Here is a 20,601-nt window from a genome sequence, read left to right as displayed (position 1 = left end):
ACGAACAGAGTCTCACAGCGCTTCGGCTGCGGCGGGCGAGGGTTGAGTCGTGCAGGCACGGACCGCAGCCGACACCCCGCCGATCAGAACGTCCAGGTCCTCGTCGGTACACACATACGGAGGCATCGTGTAGATGTTGTCGCGGAACGGCCGTAGCCACACCCCCGCCGACACCGCGGCGTTCGTCGCCGCAGCCATGTCGACGGGGTCATCGAGTTGCACCACCCCGATCGCGCCCTGCACCCGGACGTCACGGACGCCAGGGAGGTCGGCGAGAGGGCCGAGTCCTTCCCGTAGTCGATCGGCGATGTGGGCGACCCGATCGCGCCACCCGGACGCGAGTAGCAGTTCGGTGGATGCCACGGCCACCGCACACGTGAGCGGGTTCGCCATGAATGTGGGCCCGTGTGCCAGCACCCCGACATCGGACCTCGAGATCGTGTCGGCGATGTCGCGGGTACACAACGCTGCTGCCATGGACAGATAGCCACCGGTGAGCGCTTTGCCGATGCACATGATGTCCGGGGACACGCCGGCATGGTCGGCGGCGAACAACTCTCCGGTCCGGCCGAACCCCGTGGCGATCTCGTCGAAGATGAGGAGCACTCCCTGCTCATCACAGATCCGGCGCAGTTCGCCGAGATAACGGGGATCGTGAAATCGCATCCCGCCGGCACCTTGGACCACCGGTTCGACGATCACGGCGGCGAGTTCACCACGATGCTCGGACACGAGGTCTTCGAGCTCTGTGACGTACTCCACGCTGAACTCGGACGGCGGCGCCGATGCGAACACCTGACTGGCGAGCACGTCGGTCCACAGCGAGTGCATCCCGCCGTCGGGGTCACAGACGCTCATGGGGGTGAACGTGTCGCCGTGGTAGCCGCCGCGCCACGTCAGCAGGCGGGTGCGGCCGGCTTCACCCCGGGCCCGCCAGTACTGCAGGGCCATCTTGACCGCGACCTCGACCGACACCGACCCGGAGTCGCAGAAGAACACGGTCTGCAACGGATCGGGGGTTATCTCCACGAGCAGCTCGGCGAGCCTGGCTGCAGGTTCGTGGGTGAGGCCACCGAACATCACATGCGCCATCGAGTCGAGCTGGGTGCGTGCCGCAGCGTCGAGCACCGGGTTCCGGTAGCCGTGGATCGCGGCCCACCACGAACTCATACCGTCGACGACCGTGGTCCCGTCCGCAAAGGTCAGGCGGACACCCGACGCAGATCGGACGACGCGGGGAACGGGGTCCGGATGGGGCATGGTCCCGTACGGATGCCAGATCATCTCCGAGTCGACCCGGGTGATCTGTTCTTCCGCCATGGGAGGCCGATTGATCTGAGATTCGGGCAATGTGGGCACCTACCCACCCTAATGAGCGCGCCGCGGCGTTCCAGGCCGGGGATTCTAAGGTGCAGCAGGTAGATTACGTGCCGGAACCGCCCACCCCGATGCTGTGACGACACCGATTTCAGCGCCACCGGACAAGTGAGACTAGAGAGCAGTTGACAGCCGCACCCAGCGTTGAGAAGAGGCCACCGGCGGTACCCGCCGACACGGTCCCCAGTTACCGCACCGACCTCGACGGTCTGCGGGGCCTGGCCATCGTCCTGGTGGCGTGCTTCCACATCTGGTTCGGGCGGGTGTCCGGCGGTGTCGACGTGTTCCTCACCCTGTCGGGGTACTTCTTTGTCGGCTCGCTGCTGCGGCACGTCATCGTCAGCGCACAGAACGATCAGGCCGGACTCTGGCCCGCGATCAACCCGGTCAAACGACTGACCCGGCTCGGCAGGCGACTGCTGCCCGCGCTGGTCGCGATCCTGGTCGTCATCAGCCTCGGTACGTTGCTCATCTTCCCCGAGACCCGCTGGCGGGCGACGGGCCAAGAGGTCATAGCGAGCCTGTTCTACTACCAGAACTGGCATCTGGCGTTCAATTCGCAGGACTACACGGCGGCCAGTTCGGCGAACAGTCCTCTGCAGCATCTGTGGTCGATGTCGGTACAGGGCCAGTTCTTCGTGCTGACCATGCTCACCGCCCTGGCGGTCGCCGGGATCATCACGGTGCTGGTGCGTGCCGGAGTACGCAAGCTGGCCGACCCCACGGTCATCCGCATCCTGATCGGCGTATCGCTCCTCGGGGTGGCCGCCGTGTCGTTCTATTGGGCGCACATGCGGATGGACGTCAACCAGCAGTTCAACTACTACGACACCATCTCCCGCGTGTGGGAGCCGCTCGCCGGCGGTCTGCTCGCCGTCTGGATGCCGAAGTTCCGGGTTCCCAATGTCATCCGCAATGTCGTCGCAGTCGCCGCCCTGGGACTGATCATCACTTGTGGCTGGTGGATCGTGGGTGTCGAGCAGTATCCCGGACCGTGGGCGCTGGTTCCCGTGCTGTCGACGCTCGCCATCATCTGGTCGGGTGCGACAGCGCTGCAGCACGGCCCGAAGTCGGGACAACCGGTTGTCAATCACGCACTGTCCGCCCGACAGATGGTGTGGCTGGGGTCGATCTCCTATTCCCTCTACCTGTGGCACTGGCCGCTGCTGATCTTCTACCTGACGTGGCGTGACAAGAACCATGCGTCGATCGTCGAGGGAACCGCTCTCATCGCGGTGTCCATCGCGATGGCGTGGCTGACCAAGCGGTACATCGAAGAGCCACTGCGAGCACCCCGGTCGGTGTCGATCCACAAAGAAGATCCGCCGCACAAGGGCACCCCGACGCGTCAACACCACCCGGCGCACGCAGCCACGGTGAACCCGTGGCGGTCCAGACTCCTGGACTACACCACCGTGGTGACCAGCGTGCTGATCGTGAGCGCGGTGGTGATGACGGTCGGTTTCAAGGCCTGGGACTACCACGTCACCCACATGACGGTAGACACCACGAAGCTCGATCCCCGTGTCTATCCCGGTGCCCGGGCGCTCCTCGACAACGCCCCGGTCCCCCACGTCGACCCCCAGCCATCTGCACTACAGGTCGTCAACGACCTGCCGGTGACCTCGTTCAACGGCCACATCAGCGACTTCGACGACACCGGGGTGCACGTCGGGGTGTACGGCGATCCGTTGGCCACCAAGACGATTGCGCTTGCAGGTGGCTCGCACGCGGAATACTGGATCACGGCGCTCGACATCATCGGCAAACAGAACCACTTCAAGGTGAAGACATATCTGAAGATGGGCTGTCCGCTGTCCACCGAGCTGGTGCCGAAGCAACGCGGAGTTCCCTATCCGCAGTGTCATGACTGGGTCCAGAAAGTGGTCCCGCAGATCATCGCCGACAAGCCGGATGCACTGTTCACCAACACAACCCGGCCGCGCGACGACGGCCCCGGCGACTGGGTGCCCGGCGACTACCTGCCGATCTTCGACCAGTTCGCCCAGGCGAACATCCCCATCCTCGGGATACGCGACAGCTCGTGGCCCCACAACGCCGACGGACCGATCAACACCCCGGACTGCCTGGCCAACACCCGCGACAGCGACAACTGCGACACCGCGCGTTCCGCCTCCTTCGCGCCGACGAACCCCACGCTCGACATCGTCGCGGACCACCCGAACGTCTTGCCGCTCGACCTGACGGACGGCATGTGCAACGACACGACCTGCCCTGCCGTGGTCGGGAACATCACCGTCTACCACGACTGGCATCACCTGAGCGCGACCTATGTGCGCAGTCTCACAGCCGAACTGCAACGTCAGATGCAAGCCGCGCTGCCCTGGACCTGAAGCACCCTCTACTCTTCCGGTGATCTGGTGCGATGGCTCCGCACTGACAGTGCCGCGGGCCTCCGCGAACAGTAGGGTCATCAACATGAAAATGCGAGGGTGCCCATGACATCAACCCCCAGAAGCGACGCGTCGTCCGCCAGAACCGTGGACGATTCGACCGCCTCTCACGACGTCGCGGTGGCGGTTCACGGCACCACCGCCGGCGCCACGGGCGGCGTGATCGAGGAGCTGATGGTGTGGCCGGGTAGTGCATATCCCCTCGGCGCGACGTTCGACGGAGCGGGTACCAACTTCTCGCTCTTCTCCGAGGTGGCCACCGCCGTGGACCTGTGCCTGATCGGTCCTGACGGGTCTGAGACGCGCGTACCCCTCGAGGAGGTCGATGGCTACGTCTGGCACGCGTACCTGCCGTCGATATCGCCCGGTCAGCTCTACGGCTATCGGGTCCACGGCCCCTATGACCCTCGTCAGGGCCATCGCTGCGACCCCTCCAAGCTGTTGGTCGATCCGTACGGCAAGGCATTCCATGGCGAGTTCGACGGCGACGCTTCCCTGTACTCGTACCCGATCGTGCTGGAGGAACATCCGCAGGAACAGGTGCTGACCGAGCCCACGGCCGACACGGACGGCGGCAACGACCCGAGTCCTCAGCCCGACACCGACACCGACACCGACACGCGGGCTTCGCTTGATGTCGCTGCGTCGACAGACGACGCCGCCCCGTCAGACCAGCTCACAGACTCGTCCGCCGACAGCGAAACCGACTCGGACGCAACCACTCCCAAGTCCCTGGATGACACAGTCCCTGGCACGGCAGCACCCGCACAGGAGCGCACACCCCGACCGCGGCCAGAATCTACGCCCGACCCCCTGTTCGGCGAACCTCCCAGGCTCGACTCGCTGGGCCACACGATGACGTCGGTGGTGATCAACCCGTTCTTCGACTGGCAGCACGATCGGTCTCCTAATCGCCCGTACTACGAGACCATCATCTACGAAGCCCACGTCAAGGGCATGACGGCAACCCATCCCGAAGTGCCCGAACAGCTCCGCGGAACCTACGCCGGGCTCGCCCACCCGGCGATCATCGACCACCTCACTTCGTTGGGTGTCACAGCCATCGAACTGATGCCCGTGCATCAGTTCCTGCAGGACCAGACCCTGCTTGATCAGGGTCTGCGAAATTACTGGGGGTACAACAGCTTCGGCTTCATGGCACCCCACGCCGACTACGCGGCCAACCAGCGGGCCGGCGGTGCGGTTCCGGAGTTCAAGGCGATGGTGCGGGCATTCCACGAGGCCGGGATCGAGGTGATCCTCGATGTGGTCTACAACCACACTGCCGAGGGCAACCATCGCGGTCCGAGCATCGCATTCCGCGGCATCGACAATGCGGCGTATTACCGACTCGTCGACGGCGAACCCTGGCACTACATGGACTACACGGGTACCGGAAACAGTCTGAACGTGCGCCATCCGCACACGCTGCAGCTGATCATGGACTCGCTCCGTTACTGGGTGCTCGAGATGCACGTCGACGGTTTCCGTTTCGACCTCGCCTCGACACTCGCCCGCGAGCTGCACGACGTCGACAAGTTGTCAGCCTTCTTCGATCTGGTGCAACAGGATCCCGTGGTCAGCCAGGTGAAGTTGATCGCGGAGCCGTGGGACGTGGGCGAGGGCGGCTACCAGGTGGGCAACTTCCCAGGCCTGTGGACCGAGTGGAACGGGCAGTACCGCGACACCGTGCGTGACTACTGGCGCGGCGAGCCCGCGACACTCGGAGAGTTCGCATCGCGGCTGACAGGCTCGTCAGACCTCTACGAGGCAACCGGGCGCCGCCCCAGCGCGAGCATCAACTTCGTCACCGCGCACGACGGCTTCACCCTGCGAGACCTGGTGTCCTACAACGAGAAACACAACGAGGCGAACGGCGAGGACAACCGGGACGGAGAAAGTCACAACCGTTCGTGGAACTGCGGTGTGGAAGGTCCCACCGACGACCCCGACATCGAGCGCCTTCGTGCGCGACAGCAACGCAACATTCTGGCCACCCTCATGTTGAGCCAGGGCACCCCGATGATCGCCCACGGTGACGAGATCGGCCGGACCCAGAACGGCAACAACAACGTCTACTGCCAGGACGGCCCGATCGCATGGATGGATTGGCAACTGGCAGAGAAGAACTCGGATCTGCTCGAGTTCACCCGACGGGTCATCGCCCTGCGATCGTCACATCCGGTGTTCCGCAGGCGCCGATTCTTCGCCGGTCGGCCGATCCGGTCGGGTAACCAGGCACGTGACATCGCGTGGCTCACACCCAGCGGCGAGGAGATGACCGAGGAGGACTGGGACAGCGGTTTCGGCAAATCCCTGGCCGTCTTCCTGAACGGATCCGGCATCAACGAGAAGGACGTCCGTGGACGGCTGGTTGTCGACGACGATTTCTTGATGTGCTTCAACGCGCACTACGAACCGATCGTCTTCCGGGTGCCGACCGATTTCTACGCCAACGAGTGGACCGGCGAACTCGACACCGCCCACCCGACCGGCTCGAGCACGGTCAACGCGAAAGCCGGCAGCGCACTGTTGGTTAGGGAACGGTCGTTGTTGGTACTCCGCAAAGTGAATTGATCTTCGATCTTGTGCCACCGCCTTGGCCGGACACCGATACCGGCCAAACTCGACAACCGCTGGAGTACCCATGATCCTGCCGCTGACGGCCACCTACCGGCTTCAGCTGCACGGCGAGTTCACCTTCGCCGACGCAATTGAACAGCTCGACCACATCGAAGGGCTGGGCGTCAGCCATCTGTACCTGTCGCCGATCCAGACCGCCCAACAGGGGTCGACCCACGGGTACGACTGGGTTCCGCCGCCGGCGGTCGCCGAGTCGCTCGGTGGAATCGAGGGATTGCGGGATCTGCGCTCGGCGGCAGCCGAACGCGGCATCGGTGTGATCGTCGACATCGTCCCCAACCACACCGGCGTCGAGGACCCACGGCAGAACCCGTGGTGGTGGGACGTGTTGCGAAACGGTCGGACGTCTCGTTACGCCGACTATTTCGACATCGACTGGTCGGCGGACAACGGGGCCGACGGCAAGATCGCGTTGCCGGTTCTCGGGTCCGCCGACGACGTGGCATCACTCGAGGTGGACACAAGCGGGGACGAGCCAGAACTCTCGTTCTACGACCACCGGTTCCCTCTCGCCCCCGGCACCGAAGGCGGCCAATCGGCCCAGGAAGTCCACGACCGGCAGCATTACCGGCTGGTGCCGTGGAACATCGGCGTCATCGGCTATCGCCGCTTCTTCTCCGTCAATGGTCTGGCGGGATTGCGACAGGAAGACCCCGCCGTCTACCAGGCCACCCACGACCTGATCCGTCAACTCGTCGCGGAAGACCTCGTGGACGGTCTTCGCGTCGACCACCCAGACGGTCTGGCGGCCCCCCAGGACTATCTCCGCCGACTGCGTGCCGACATCGGACCGGACCGGATCCTGTTGATCGAGAAGATCCTTGCCCATGACGAGCCTCTGGATCCGAGCCTCCCGGTCGACGGCACCACCGGCTACGAGACGATGCGGTCGGTGGGCGCGGTGCTCATCGACCCGACCGGTGAATCGGGTCTCGGGCAGCTGCATCAGAAATACACCGGTGATCGCGGTGACAAGCTGTGGCTGCACGCGGCGGAACGACAGCTCAAGCTGTCGATCCTCGACGAGACCTTCCCTGCCGAACGGGCCCGCCTGCGACGAGCGATCACCGCAACGGCCCGTGATGGCGAGGTGTTCTCGAACGACGACCTCGATTCGGCGATCGGCGCGGTGATCGCGGGTCTGGGCGTCTATCGCGCCGACTATCCGATACTCGCCGGAACTCTGGATTCGGTCATCGCAAGTGAGCGAGAACGGTTGCCGGCCCTGGCAACTGCTTTCGAACTGCTCGCATCGGCAGTGGCGACCGACGACGAATCGCGCAGCCGGCTCGCCCAGGTGTGCGGCGCCGTCACCGCGAAGAGCGTCGAGGACTGCCTGTTCTACCGGACCGCACGGCTGGTCAGCCTGCAGGAGGTCGGCGGCGACCCGGCTGCCTTCGGTGAATTGATCGACGACTTCCACGCCGCCAACGTGACCCGGGCGGAGAACTGGCCGCGGGCACTGACCTCATTGTCGACTCACGACACCAAGCGGAGTGAGGACGTCAGGGCACGCATCGGCATCTTGTCCCAGATCCCGCAGAGGTGGACCGACTTTGTCGACCGCTCGGAGTCCCGCAACCCCGCGCCCGCCGGGGTCACCGGACTCTTCTTGCGACAGAACCTGTTCGGGATCTGGCCGGTCGACGGCGTCATCACCGGGGCCCTTCGTACCCGTTTCCACGAGTACGCCACAAAGGCGATCCGCGAAGGCGGGGTGGGCACCACGTGGACCGACGTGAACGAACAGTTCGAGAGCGCCGTACATGCGTGGATCGATGCCTCGTTCGACGGCCGGTGTGCGCCCGAGTACACCCAGCTCGTACAGGAGATGTTGCCTCACATCGAATCCGACGCTCTGTCGCAGAAGGCGCTGGCGTCGTTGCTGCCCGGAATCCCGGACGTCTATCAGGGCACCGAGTGGTTCGACGATTCCCTCGTCGACCCGGACAATCGCCGGGCGGTGGACTACACCCGCGACGGCGAACACCCGAAGACTCGTATGGTGCGGGCGGCCTTGACCCTTCGCCGGCGCCGACCGGAGGTGTTCGTCTACGGTGGGTACGAGCCGCTGTCGGGCACCGGTCCGGCCGCCGATCATCTGGTGGCCTTCGGTCGCACCTCGACGGCCGGGGTGATCGAAGTGATCGTCGCGGCAGCTCGCTGGACCGTCGGCCTCGACGCCGAGCAATGGGCCCAGACCCATCTCGATCTCCCCGCCGGTACGTGGCGGGAGCAGATCACCGGCACTGACGTCGACGGTAATGTGACGCTGTCGGGGCTGGCCACGCCGGTCGGCATTTTCGAGCGTGTGAGGGAGTGACCAGCGTCCTGGTTGCGGGCTTCACCAACGCGAGCGCGCACTGAGGAGTTGGACACCATGTTGGTCGCAGGAATCGATTCGTCGACCCAATCCAGCAAGGTGGTGGTGTGCGACGTAGCCGACGGCCGCGTCGTGCGCTCGGGTAGCGCGCCGCACCCGGCAGGCACCGAAGTGCATCCAGATCGTTGGTGGCAGGCCCTGGGTTCAGCGGTCGAGGCAGCCGGCGGTCTCGACGACGTCGCGGCGGTATCCGTGGGAGCGCAGCAACACGGCATGGTGTGTCTCGATGAGGCCGGTGAGGTGGTGCGAGACGCGCTGCTGTGGAACGACACCCGTTCCGGTCCCGCTGCCGACGAGCTCATCGCCGACCTCGGCGGGCCGCAGCAGTGGGTGGACGAGGTGGGGGTGGTCCCGGTCGCGGCGATCACTGCCACCAAGCTGCGGTGGCTCGCCGACAACGAGCCCGCCAACGCCGATCGCACCGCCGCGGTGTGTCTCCCCCACGACTGGCTCAGCTGGAGGCTCACCGGAAGTACCGACCTGGCCGACCTGTGGACCGATCGCAGCGACGCAAGTGGCACAGGCTATTTCAGCGCAGCGGCCGACGAGTACCAGCCTCGGTTGCTGGAGTTGGCGATGCGAGGCCGGGCGCCGATGGTGCCCCGGATCGTCGGCCCAGCACAGAACGGTGGCGCCATGCGGTCGGGCGCGGGCATCGGCGCGGGCGCCGGCGACAACGCAGCGGCGGCGCTGGCGCTCGGCGCCGCCCCCGGCGACTGCATCGTGTCACTCGGCACCTCTGGAGTTGTCAGCGCGGTCAGTGACAGTGCGCCGACCGACTACGCCGGACTGGTTGCCGGTTTCGCCGACGCCACGGGCCGGCAATTGCCGCTGGTGTGCACTCTCAACGGGGCCCCCGTACTGGCGGCTGTGGCCAGGATGCTCGACGTCGACTTCGACACGTTGTCCGACCTTGCCCTGTCTGCACCTGCGGGCGCCGACGGGCTGTCCCTGGTTCCGTACTTCGAAGGGGAACGCTCCCCCAACCTGCCGCGCACGCGCGGAGCCCTGCACGGCATGACCGGACGAAACCTGAACAGCGCCAACATCGCCCGGGCGGGCGTCGAAGGTCTGCTGTGTTCCCTGCAGTACTGCGCCGACCGGATTCGCGACCAAGGCATCGAGATCAACCGGATCATCCTCGTCGGTGGCGGCGCGCGCTCTGCAGCCGTCCGGGAGCTGGCCCCGGCAATCTTCGCCCGCCCCGTCGTGGTCCCGGAACCAGGCGAATACGTCGCGCTCGGCGCCGCCCGTCAGGCCGCCTGGTCGCTCGACCCCACGTCTGAACCACCTCGCTGGTCGGCCGCCGACGAACGTGTCTACGAGGCCGATCCGACCCCTCACGTCGTCGAGCAGTACCACGAGGCATCCGGACTGACTGTCGGCCGGAACTGACCGCCGGCTGGGACCGACCGCGCACCCACACCGAAATAGTCCCCGTGGCTACGCGCCGAGGGCATGGTGCCCTCGGCTACCTCTCACGCGACTGATGTCGGCGCTGCCGCTTCGGTGAGCCGATCGAGTTCGCTGTCATCGAGCTCGATGCCGATGGCGGCCACGTTGTCGTGCAGATGGCGCACACTCGTGGTCCCCGGAAGCGGTACGACGACCTCATCTCGTCTCCGGCCCTGACAGTGCACCCAGGCCAGGGCCACCTGCCCCGGCGACACCCCGCGGTGTCGGGCGATGTGGCCCAGCGCCACACCGAGAGATGTGGAATCTTCCGCACGCAGCGCGCCGTGGCCGGTCGGTGAATGCGCGACCAGCGCAATACCCAACTCCGCCAATGTTTCCGACATCGACCCGGGTATGGGTGTCGACAGCGACCACGCCTCCTGCACAGCGAGGACGGGATGGACCGCGTGCGCTCGGCGAACGTCCTCCACAGTGACGTTCGACAGGCCGATCGAGCGGATCTTGCCCGCCTCGATCAGCCCGGCCATGGCCGAGACCGTCTCCTCGATCGGGGTGTGCTCACTGCGGTGGTGCAAGTAGTAGAGATCGATGACCTCAACCCCCAGGCGGCGCAGGCTGCCCTCGCACGAGGAGACCACCGTCGCGGCGTCGGCGTGCACACTCCAGTCATCGAATCGACCTGAATCACCCCATCTGACACCGAACTTCGAGCACAGGATGACCTCTTCGCGGCGTCCGGCGATGGTACGCCCGACCAGTTCCTCGTTGCGGTACATCTCGGCGGTGTCCAGCAGGGTCACGCCGACGTCCAGTGCGGCATGCACCACCGCCGTCGGATCACGATCAGGGTCGGTACCCGCCTCCGTCAATCGCATGAGTCCGAGCCCTTGCTCGGGCGGATCGTCAGCAGACCATGGCTGCGTGTTCATCATCAGGTCAACGATAGGACCTCAACGCGACTTGACGTCAAGAGCGGGGACCCTTGCCCTCACAGGCCCTTCGCCCCACACTGTCACCACAACACAGCCGAAGGAGTGCCCATGAAACCCACCGGTGTACAGCGAATCTGTCGGTGCCCGACATCACCGCTGCGCGCGACTTCTACTCTGACTACCTCGGCCTCGGTATCGAGGCTTTCAATCTGGGCTGGGTGGCCAACTACCAGTCCGCAGACGGCCGGGCGGCGATTCAGCTCGTCACCGAGGATGCGACCTCACCTGTCGACTCGGTGATCTCGGTACACGTGGGCGACCAGGTGGAAGAGGCCTATGCCGAAGCACAACGACGCGGGTTCGAGATCGTCCACCCGTTGACCACGGAACCGTGGGGCGTGCGCAGGTTCTTCGTCCGGGCACCCGACGGCAACGTCATCAACATCGTCAGCCACGACGACGACGCGGCATCCGAGTAACTCCAGGCGGCCCCGTCAGACTCCTCGGGGGTCGTTGTTCTCCACCAGCAGTTGCTGCAACGTCTCCCGAGCGCCGTTGCGGCGCAACGATTCCAACGTCCACAGGTAGGGGCGCACAAATCGGTTCTCGTCGGCGAGGTCACCGAACAGCTCACGATTCTGCACAAACGCCAGCGGCTCGTTGCGGCTCCGGACCGCAAGGGGGACCAACGAATCCACGAGCGGGTCGACCACGTCGATCGGCTCACCTGCTTCGTCCACCCCTTCTGCGTAGCGGGTCCAGCTGGCCACCACCGCCGCAGCCAACACCACGTCACCACCGGCCTGGAGCTGCTGACGGATTACGGGCAACAACCACTTCGGTATCCGGTCCGACGAGTATTGGCAGAGCCGCGCGATGGTGTCGGCGATCGACGGGTTGGAGAACCTTTCGATCAGCGTCTCGATGTAGGCATCGACATCCACACCGGCCAAGGGCAACAGCGTGTGCCGAGCCTCGTTGTTCATGTAGCCCAGCAGGAGACGGCGGATCAACGGATCCTGCGCTGCGTCGTGCACAAGCCGGTAGCCCATCAGATGGCCGAAGTAACACAGGGTCTGGTGACCCGCGTTCAGCAGCCGGAGCTTCATCAGCTCGTACGGACCCACGTCGGAAACCACCTGTACACCGACAGACTCGAGTCGAGGACGGCCGGCCGAGAACGAGTCCTCGAGAACCCACTGGGTGAAAGGTTCGGCGACCACGGGCCACCGGTCCGTGATGCCGGTGCGCGCCTGCACCTCATCGCCGAGTTCGGGTGGCGTGGCCGGGGTGATCCGGTCGACCATCGAATTCGGGAAAGCGGTGTTCTCGCTGATCCACTCGGCCAGACCGGGGTCCTTGCTGCACGCGAAGGCCGTGAATGTTCTACGTGCGATGTCTCCGTTGCCCTCGATGTTGTCGCACGACATCACCGTGAACGAGCGGTGCCCGGCGTCGCGACGACGGCCGAGGGCCTCGACGACGAGGCCGAACGTCGTCGAAGGAACAGCACCCGGCTGGAGATCGGCCTGGATCGCCGGGTTGGCCAGATCGAACTCCCCTGTCGCGGACGAGAAGTTGTACCCGCCCTCGGTGATGGTGAGCGACACGATTCGGGTGGCCGGGTCGGCGAGCTTGTCGATCACCGCTGCCGGGTCGTCGGGTGCGAACAGATACTCGGCGATGGAGCCGACAACCGAGGTCTGCACGGCCCCGCCGGGATGCTTGAGGGTCAACGTGTAGAGCCCATCTTGCGGTACCAGCGCATCTCGCATGTGCACATCACCCGGTAGCACTCCTACGCCGCAGATCGCCCAATTCCGCGAGGCAGGATCCGAGGTGAGTAACGCGTCGACGTACATGGCCTGATGAGCACGATGAAATCCGCCGACACCGAAATGCACGATGCCGCAGCCCAGTTGGGTCCGGTCGTACTCGGGTTTCGGCACCGCCACGAGATCGGCCAGACTTGCGTTGTCCAGTTTCACGATGCCCCCGCCCCTGCCGATCCACCGAGCCTGCCCGGGTAGACAACAGCTTTGATACTGCCCGGTTGCCGGTCGGCATCCAGGGCTTCGGCCACCTCGGACAAACCGAAACGCCCGGTGACCATCGAGTCGAGATCTACTTTGCCCGAGGTGACCAGCTCGCGCGCGATCGGCCAGGTGTTGGCGTACCGGAACACCCCTGTCACAACGAGTTCCCGATTCTGGACAAGCGAGATGGGAAACGCCATCGTCGAGTTCGCACTCATGCCCACCAGGACCACGCGGCCACCGGGCCGGACGGCGGCGATGCCGGATGAAATCGCCGATTCCGCACCCGATGCGTCGATGAAGGAGTCGACGCCGATCGTGGTGTCCAGCTCATCCGGGGTGAGCACGTCCGTTGCCCCGAATCCGGCCGCGACCGCGAGTCGTGTGCGGTTCACGTCGGTCACCACGATCCGGGTGGCACCCGCCGCCCGCGCCACCTGGACACAGAGCAGCCCGACGGGACCCGCACCGGTGATCAACACGCCGTCACCGATCCCGACCTCCGCCTTGCGACAAGCGGCGATCGCCACCGACAGTGGTTCGAACAACGCGGCCGCCTCATCGCTCACCGAGTCGGGCACAGGGTGGGCGAAGGCCGACCCGATGGTCACGAACTCGGCGAGCGCACCGTCCACCGGTGGAGTTGCGTAGAAACGCATGTGCGGAGACAGGTTGTACTGCCCGCGTCGCGTCGGCTCGTCGTCGGGGTCCGGTCGTTGGGGTTCGATGGACACCCGCTCCCCGATCCGCGACTCCGGCACTCCGTTGCCGACCGCCACGATCCGCCCGGCGGCTTCATGTCCCAGCACCAACGGCGACGACACGACGAAGTCACCGATCCGTCCATGTCGGTAGTAGTGGGTGTCGGATCCGCACACCCCTACCGCGCTCACCTGGACCAACACGTCGCCGGGGTCGGGCGACGGAACCTCTCGCTGCTCGACGGTCAGACTGCCGGGTGCGGTCAGGACACTCGCGGTCATGGTGGCTGGAGTCATTCGCCGGTCCTCTGTGGGTGTTGCGTGGGTCACATTCAGGATGTTAGCTTACTGAGCATATGCACCACCAGTGAGCATTTGCTCACACACCTCGATGAGGAGGGCGCGTGAACGCGTCACCGCTGGAGCCCACCGCCGACACCGGGCAAGACCTGCGCCTACTTGTTCGTGCGGCCACGATGTACCACCTCGAAGGGCTCACCCAGGCGGAGGTCGCCGCGCGGTTGGGCCTCTCCCGTCCCACCGCAGGCCGACTCATTGCCAGGGCGCGTGCCCAGGGCCTGGTGCGTGTGGTCATCGACGCACCCCCGCATCTGGCCGGCTCCATCCACACCGACGAGGAGCGCGATCTCGAGACCGCGTTCGGGCTCAAGGAGGCCCTGATCATCGATCAGCTCGCCGACGGGACGCAGACGGGTGACTCCGCGCTCGGACGGGCTGGAGCGTCGGTTCTCATCCGCAGACTCGAGCCGAACAGCACACTCGGCTTCACATGGGGGCCGGAAACGGTCGCCGTGGCCGACTCGATCACTCCCCGCTCTGCCAGCTGCCGGCGGGTGGTGCAGATGGACGGCTCCATGACGTCTGTCGAGTACCACACCGGCGTTGATCACGCACTGTCCCGATTCGCCGAACGTCTGGGCGCACAACCACTTCGGCTTGTTGCCCCGCTCTACGCCGATCCCGACACCGTGAAGGCGCTGCAGCGGGACTCCATCCTGTCGCAGTCGTTCAAAGCCGCCGAAGAAGCCGATGTGATGGTGTTCGGTGTCGGGTCGGTCACCACGTCCACCACCCTCTTCGAAGGGGCGTACATCGACGCCGCCATCCTCGACGAATTGACCGGACTCGGGGCGGTCGGCGAGATCGGCGGGCGGTTCTACGACAAGGACGGGGTCACCGTCGAATCCTCGCTCGTCGACCGCACGGTCTCCGTTCCACTCGAGGCCGTCCGTTCCTGCCCCACCACCATGCTCATCTCCGGTGGAAACCACCGCCGGGAGTCGATCCTGGGCGCCCTCCGAGGTGGCCTCGCCACCACACTGATCACCGATCTGGGCACTGCGCACTGGCTCATCACGCAAGAGAAAGGTCAAAGATGACTGACTCGACGAAGCCAAGAACACGGGCGAGATGGCGGAGAGCCCTTGCGCCCCTTGCCCTCGCGGGAACCGTTGCGCTGACGGCCTCCGCCTGCAGTGGCGCCGGATCTTTCACTGACGGCGGTGGCGAAGCGGTCACGATCGCGTTGGTCTCCAACTCCCAGATGCAAGATGCGATCGCATTGTCTCCGCAATTCGAAAAGGAGAACCCCGGCGTCAAGCTCAAGTTCGTCACGTTGTCCGAGAACGAGGCACGCGCCAAGATCACCGCCTCGGTGGCAACCGGCGGCGGCGAGTTCGACGTGGTGATGATCAGCAACTACGAAACGGCGACCTGGGCCGAGAACGGGTGGCTCGTCAATCTCACCCCGTACATGGTCTCCAGCCCCGGCTACGACCAGGACGACTTCATCCCGACCCTCCGCGAGGCGCTGTCCTACGAGGGCAACATGTACTCGGCACCGTTCTACGGTGAGTCCTCGTTCCTCATGTACAACAAGCAGATGCTCGCCGACGCGGGCATCAACATGCCCGCGGAGCCGACGTGGCCCGAGGTCCAGGAGGCCGCCAAGACCCTAAACAAGGGCGAGGTGTCGGGGATCTGCTTGCGCGGCAAGCCGGGATGGGGTGAGACCCTGGCACCGCTGGACACCGTGATCAACGCCTTCGGTGGACGTTGGTTCGACGAGGACTGGAATGCTCAGCTGGACAGTCCCCAGGTCAGAGAAGCAGTCGAGTTCTACGTCGACACCGTCCGTCAGTATGGCGAACCCGGTGCTGCCTCAACAGGTTTCCAGGAATGCGCCAACTTGATGTCACAGGGCCAGGTTGCGATGTGGTACGACGCGACCTCAGCGGTCTCGGTGCTCGAGAGCCCGGACGACAGCAATATCGCGGGCAATGTCGGGTACGCCATGGCTCCCAGCATGGCCAAGGGCGGCAACGGCTGGCTGTACGCCTGGTCGCTCGGTATCCCCGAGAGCAGCAAGAAGAAGGACGACGCCTGGAAGTTCATCGAATGGATGACCAGCAAGGACTACATCAAGATGGTGGCCGAGCAGCTCGGCGCGGCCAGCGTCCCGCCCGGCAGCCGGCTCTCCACCTATGACCTGCCGGCGTACAAGGAGATCTCGGGCGCCTTCGCCGAGCCGACCCTCAAATCGATGCAGGCCGCCGATCAGAACAAACCGACAGTGGACCCCGTGCCATACACCGGAATCCAGTTCCTCGCCATCCCCGAGTTCCAAGACTTCGGCACCCGGGTGAGCCAGCAGATCAGCGCCGCAATCGCCGGACAGATCTCCGTCGACGAAGCGCTAGAACAGTCCCAGAAGTACGCCGAGGTAGTCGGCGAGTCCTACAAGAAGGAGCAGTGAGGACATGGCCACCGCACTCGCAGAGCGAGGCACCGAGCCCGATCCGGGTTCCGCGCCGCCGTCGATAACGTCCAAACGGGACAGGATCTCGCGCGCCGAGGGATGGCGACGACGGGGGCCGCTGCTACCGGCGTTGATATTCATGATAATCGTCACGCAGATCCCCTTCATCGTGACGCTGTACTACTCCACCCAGTCATGGAACCTGGTCCGTCCCGGGTCTCGGGAGTTCAACTGGCTCAACAACTATGTCGATGTCTTCACCGACAGCCAGTTCCGGACGGTGGCACTCAACACGGTGATCCTCATCGTCGGGACCGTTGTCATCTCGGTTCTGCTCGGCTTGTTCTTCGCCATCCTCCTCGACCGCAAGTTCATCGGGCGCAGCATTGTCCGCACGTTATTGATCACCCCGTTCCTGGTCACCCCGGTGGCGGCCGCGCTGCTGTGGAAGACGAGCCTGCTCTCCCCCACCAACGGACTGGTCAACTGGGCGCTGAGCCCGTTCGGTCTCGGCGACGTCGACTGGCTCAGCGAGTTCCCACTCGCCAGTGTGATGGCCGAACTGGTCTGGCAGTGGACACCTTTCATGATGTTGCTGATCCTGGCCGGCCTGCAGTCGATGCCGAAGGACATCCAGGAGGCCGCCCGCGTCGACGGCGCCACCAGCTTTCGGCTGTTCCGGGAACTGACGCTGCCCCACCTGCGCAGGTTCATCGAACTGGGATCTGTCCTCGGAGCCATCTACCTGGTCAACACCTTCGACGCCGTGTACATGATGACCTCAGGAGGTCCGGGCGTCGCCAGTTCGAACTTGCCCTTCTACATCTACCAACGCGCGTTCCTCGGTTTCGATGTCGGACAGGCGGCCGCGATGGGCGTGGTCACCGTGATTGCGACCATCATCTTGTCGAGCCTCGCCCTTCGCCTGATCTTCAAGAGTTTCAGCGGAAAAGAGGAGGCAGCCTGATGTCCACCGCAGTGAACAACACACCGACACAAGCACATACCGACATCAAGGACATCAAGAAGCGGCGCAATCGAGGCGGGAGTCTGCTGACCGCCTTCACCTGGATCATCGCCATCGGGTTCTTCTTTCCGGTCGCCTGGATGGTGCTCACCGCGTTCAAGCAGGAGAGCGATGCGGCAACCAATCCCCCGACGTTCTTATTCACCCCGACGCTCGACCAATTCAAGGCGGTCTTCGACGCGGGCGTCGGGACCGCGCTGCTGAACTCACTGTTCGTGACGACGGTGTCGACGATCATCGTTCTGCTGCTGGGCATCCCAGCCGCGTTTGCACTCTCGCTGCGGCCGGTGAAGAAGACGAGCGATGCCCTGTTCTTCTTCATCAGCACCAAGATGCTTCCCGTGGTCGCCGTCATCATCCCGCTGTACGTCATCGTGGGCCAGATCGGGATGCTCGACAACGTCTGGACACTCATCGTCCTGTACACCTCGATGAACCTGCCGATCGCGGTGTGGATGATGCGGTCGTTCTTCCTCGAGGTACCCAGCGAACTGTTGGAGGCCGCCGAGATCGACGGTGCCAGTCTCTGGACCTCGGTTCGTGAGGTAATCCTTCCGCTGATCTCTCCCGGAATCGCGGCCACCGCACTGATCTGCGTCATCTTCTCGTGGAACGAGTTCTTCTTCGCGGTGAACATGACGGCCGTCAACGCCCAGACGATGCCGGTGGCCCTCACCGGGTTCATGTCAGGACAGGGGCTCTTCTGGGCCCAGCTGTCCGCCGCCTCGGTGATAGCCGCTCTGCCGGTGGTCATCTGCGGCTGGATCGCTCAGAACAAACTCGTCCGCGGCCTCTCCTTCGGAGCCATCAAGTGAGCTTCGGCAGAGCACATCATTCGGGCTTCGCCCGGGCCATCAAATAAACAGGAGCACACAATGGCAACCATCAGCTACGAAAACGCCTGCTGCGTCTACCCGGGCGCCGATTCACTGGCCGTCGACTCACTCAACCTCGACATCGAAGACGGCGAGTTCGTTGTCCTCGTCGGCCCCTCGGGTTCAGGTAAGTCCACCGCCCTGCGCATGCTCGCCGGTCTCGAGGAGATCGACAGCGGGGCGATCAAGATCGGCGGCAACAACATGGTCGGTGTGGCCCCCAAAGACCGTGACATCGCCATGGTCTTCCAGAACTATGCGCTCTACCCGAACAAGACTGTCGGCGAGAACATGGGCTTCGCGCTGAAGATGCGCGGTGTCGGGCTCGAGGAACGCAAGCGCAAGGTCGCCGAGGCCGCCAAGGTCCTCGACCTCACCGACTACCTCGACCGCAAGCCGGGCAAGCTGTCCGGCGGCCAGCGCCAGCGGGTGGCGATGGGTCGGGCCATCGTCCGCGAACCGCAGGTGTTCTGCATGGACGAACCTCTGTCGAACCTCGATGCGAAGTTGCGCGTGCAGACCCGCACCCAAATCGCCGCGTTGCAGCGACGACTCGGCACCACCACCGTCTACGTCACCCACGACCAGGTGGAGGCCATGACCATGGGTGACCGCGTTGCGGTGCTCAAAAACGGTGTGCTGCAGCAGTTCAGCACACCGACAGAGCTCTACGACCGACCGAAGAACGCATTTGTCGCCGGCTTCATCGGGTCGCCCGCGATGAACCTGTTCACCGCGCCGGTGCGCGACGGTGCAGTGACCGTCGCCGGGTCCAGAATCGACCTCGACGCGGACTCGACCACGCTGATCGAGAAGTCCGGTCTGCAGGAGGTCACCGTAGGCATTCGACCCGAAGAACTCTCCCTCGGCGACGCTGGCGACGGACTCGGTGTGACGGTGGCGCTCATGGAAGAACTGGGCAGCGAGACGTACGTGTACGCCACGCTCGACGACCCGCATGTCAGAAGTCTCGAGGGCGGGCCGCTGACACTGGTGGCACGATCGGGCCAGCGGTCACCTGCGAAGCTGGGCGAAGCGGTCCGGCTGCGGCAGAACAGCGGAAAGGTGCACCTGTTCCATCCCGAGACCGGCGAGCGGATCAGCCTCTAGCGCTGGACGATCAGCGGTCAGCCGACGGGCGCCGGGGTCACCGGCGCCGGCTCCACCGGTGCATTCGGCACGACCGAAGCGTTCGGATCCGCGGGAGCATTCGGATCAACCGGTGCTCCCGAATCCGCCGATCCCGCACCTGAGCTGGACGGACCCGGATCCATCTGGGACACCAGCCATTTACCGTCGTGCTTCTCCAACGTCAGACGGAACATGCCGACGTTGGTCACCGGTGTGGTGGCAACGCTGCTGGTTCCGGTGATCTCGGCGATGATCAGTGTGGTCGCCGTATCCCCTTCGGCCGACACCACACCCGACGACCAGATCGACGGCGTGATCTTCAACTGCATCTGCGTGATGTCGGCCTGGGTCTTCTCCCGCTCCTTGAGCAGGTTGTCCCTGAACTGACCGGTGGTCAGCGGTGACATCGTGTCGACGTACTCGCCCGCGGTGGTGGTGTTCATGGAGTTGAGCAACTGGGTGACGAAGTAGTCGGAGGCCTGTTTGGCATCTTCGGCCGCCGCGATCTTGTCTTGGTCGGATTTCCACTTCAGCCCGAAGAACACCGTCACCGCGATCAGGGCGATCAGCAATGCTCCGGCTGCCACCTTGCCGATTGCCGAGACACTGATGGTTATCTGCCTGGCCTGCTTGGTGTCCGCTCCGGTCGACGCCGCGGAGGAGGCGGCAGAACTCTTCGCGGACGACGACGCGGCCGATCCCGATGTTCCGGCGGTGGACTCGGCGACAACCGGCTTCGCCCGGCGGGACTTGCCCGATGGCACCCTCTTCGCCGACGGTGTGTCGGCGTCATCGCCGTCGCCGGTGGGCGTTGATACATCTTTGTCTGCCATAACGGCGTTTCTACCTCACAACAGGTCTCGAGAACGGTGACGGCATCTGCCGGG

At 64.8% G+C, this 20,601-nt stretch carries 15 protein-coding genes; 10 read left to right on the top strand and 5 right to left on the bottom strand.

What is annotated here, in order from left to right:
* Positions 1 to 12 precede the first annotated feature (12 nt).
* Positions 13 to 1,320, bottom strand: a complete 1,308-nt coding sequence (locus tag CSW57_RS20930; RefSeq protein WP_099384364.1) for an adenosylmethionine--8-amino-7-oxononanoate transaminase — start codon at positions 1,318 to 1,320, stop codon at positions 13 to 15.
* Positions 1,321 to 1,502: 182 nt separating this feature from the next.
* Between CSW57_RS20930 and CSW57_RS20925 the strand changes: the two genes are divergently transcribed.
* From CSW57_RS20925 to xylB, 4 genes are all read left to right on the top strand, one after another.
* Complete coding sequence (locus CSW57_RS20925; protein ID WP_099384363.1) at positions 1,503 to 3,731, top strand: acyltransferase family protein; 2,229 nt, start codon at positions 1,503 to 1,505, stop codon at positions 3,729 to 3,731.
* A gap of 234 nt (positions 3,732 to 3,965) precedes the next feature.
* On the top strand, positions 3,966 to 6,368 hold the full coding sequence (gene glgX / locus CSW57_RS20920; RefSeq protein ID WP_223249421.1) for a glycogen debranching protein GlgX: 2,403 nt from the start codon (positions 3,966 to 3,968) through the stop codon (positions 6,366 to 6,368).
* Between the two features lie 70 nt (positions 6,369 to 6,438).
* Positions 6,439 to 8,757 carry a malto-oligosyltrehalose synthase gene (treY, locus tag CSW57_RS20915; protein WP_099384361.1) on the top strand — a complete coding sequence of 773 codons (2,319 nt, stop codon included), beginning with the start codon at positions 6,439 to 6,441 and terminating at the stop codon, positions 8,755 to 8,757.
* A 57-nt stretch (positions 8,758 to 8,814) separates the two neighbouring features.
* The gene (xylB, locus tag CSW57_RS20910; protein WP_099384360.1) at positions 8,815 to 10,212 is read left to right on the top strand and encodes a xylulokinase; all 1,398 of its coding nucleotides are present in this window, start codon (positions 8,815 to 8,817) and stop codon (positions 10,210 to 10,212) included.
* An 83-nt stretch (positions 10,213 to 10,295) separates the two neighbouring features.
* Here xylB and CSW57_RS20905 read toward each other — a convergent pair whose 3' ends face one another.
* Complete coding sequence (locus tag CSW57_RS20905) at positions 10,296 to 11,165, bottom strand: aldo/keto reductase (protein WP_223249376.1); 870 nt, start codon at positions 11,163 to 11,165, stop codon at positions 10,296 to 10,298.
* A gap of 140 nt (positions 11,166 to 11,305) precedes the next feature.
* On the opposite strand from CSW57_RS20905, the gene CSW57_RS20900 reads away from it, so the two are divergent.
* Positions 11,306 to 11,644 (top strand): VOC family protein, encoded by a 339-nt coding sequence (locus CSW57_RS20900; protein WP_262982256.1) that lies wholly within the window; start codon positions 11,306 to 11,308, stop codon positions 11,642 to 11,644.
* Positions 11,645 to 11,659: 15 nt separating this feature from the next.
* Here CSW57_RS20900 and CSW57_RS20895 read toward each other — a convergent pair whose 3' ends face one another.
* Positions 11,660 to 13,153, bottom strand: a complete 1,494-nt coding sequence (locus tag CSW57_RS20895; RefSeq protein WP_099384359.1) for a mannitol dehydrogenase family protein — start codon at positions 13,151 to 13,153, stop codon at positions 11,660 to 11,662.
* A complete protein-coding gene (locus CSW57_RS20890; protein WP_223249375.1) occupies positions 13,150 to 14,199 on the bottom strand; it encodes an NAD(P)-dependent alcohol dehydrogenase in 1,050 nt (349 codons plus the stop codon). The genes CSW57_RS20895 and CSW57_RS20890 overlap by 4 nt, the downstream gene beginning before the upstream one ends.
* 107 nt (positions 14,200 to 14,306) lie before the next feature.
* On the opposite strand from CSW57_RS20890, the gene CSW57_RS20885 reads away from it, so the two are divergent.
* From CSW57_RS20885 to CSW57_RS20865, 5 genes are read left to right on the top strand one after another with little or no spacing between them, the layout of a single operon-like run.
* Complete coding sequence (locus CSW57_RS20885; protein ID WP_223249374.1) at positions 14,307 to 15,302, top strand: sugar-binding transcriptional regulator; 996 nt, start codon at positions 14,307 to 14,309, stop codon at positions 15,300 to 15,302.
* On the top strand, positions 15,299 to 16,678 hold the full coding sequence (locus CSW57_RS20880) for an ABC transporter substrate-binding protein (RefSeq protein ID WP_099384357.1): 1,380 nt from the start codon (positions 15,299 to 15,301) through the stop codon (positions 16,676 to 16,678). Before CSW57_RS20885 ends, CSW57_RS20880 begins: the two co-directional genes overlap by 4 nt.
* Positions 16,679 to 16,682: 4 nt before the next feature.
* Positions 16,683 to 17,648 carry a carbohydrate ABC transporter permease gene (locus CSW57_RS20875; protein WP_099384356.1) on the top strand — a complete coding sequence of 322 codons (966 nt, stop codon included), beginning with the start codon at positions 16,683 to 16,685 and terminating at the stop codon, positions 17,646 to 17,648.
* Positions 17,648 to 18,523, top strand: coding sequence for a carbohydrate ABC transporter permease (locus CSW57_RS20870; RefSeq protein ID WP_099384355.1), 876 nt, complete (start codon positions 17,648 to 17,650; stop codon positions 18,521 to 18,523). The genes CSW57_RS20875 and CSW57_RS20870 overlap by 1 nt, the downstream gene beginning before the upstream one ends.
* Positions 18,524 to 18,583: 60 nt before the next feature.
* On the top strand, positions 18,584 to 19,693 hold the full coding sequence (locus CSW57_RS20865) for an ABC transporter ATP-binding protein (protein WP_099384354.1): 1,110 nt from the start codon (positions 18,584 to 18,586) through the stop codon (positions 19,691 to 19,693).
* A gap of 17 nt (positions 19,694 to 19,710) precedes the next feature.
* Here CSW57_RS20865 and CSW57_RS24540 read toward each other — a convergent pair whose 3' ends face one another.
* Positions 19,711 to 20,547 carry a hypothetical protein gene (locus CSW57_RS24540; RefSeq protein ID WP_189339342.1) on the bottom strand — a complete coding sequence of 279 codons (837 nt, stop codon included), beginning with the start codon at positions 20,545 to 20,547 and terminating at the stop codon, positions 19,711 to 19,713.
* Positions 20,548 to 20,601: the final 54 nt, after the last annotated feature.

Origin of the sequence: Williamsia muralis, assembly GCF_002735905.1 — a bacterium.
GTDB classification, from domain to species: Bacteria; Actinomycetota; Actinomycetes; order Mycobacteriales; family Mycobacteriaceae; genus Williamsia; species Williamsia muralis_A.
This window is presented reverse-complemented; position numbering and strand designations above follow the sequence as displayed.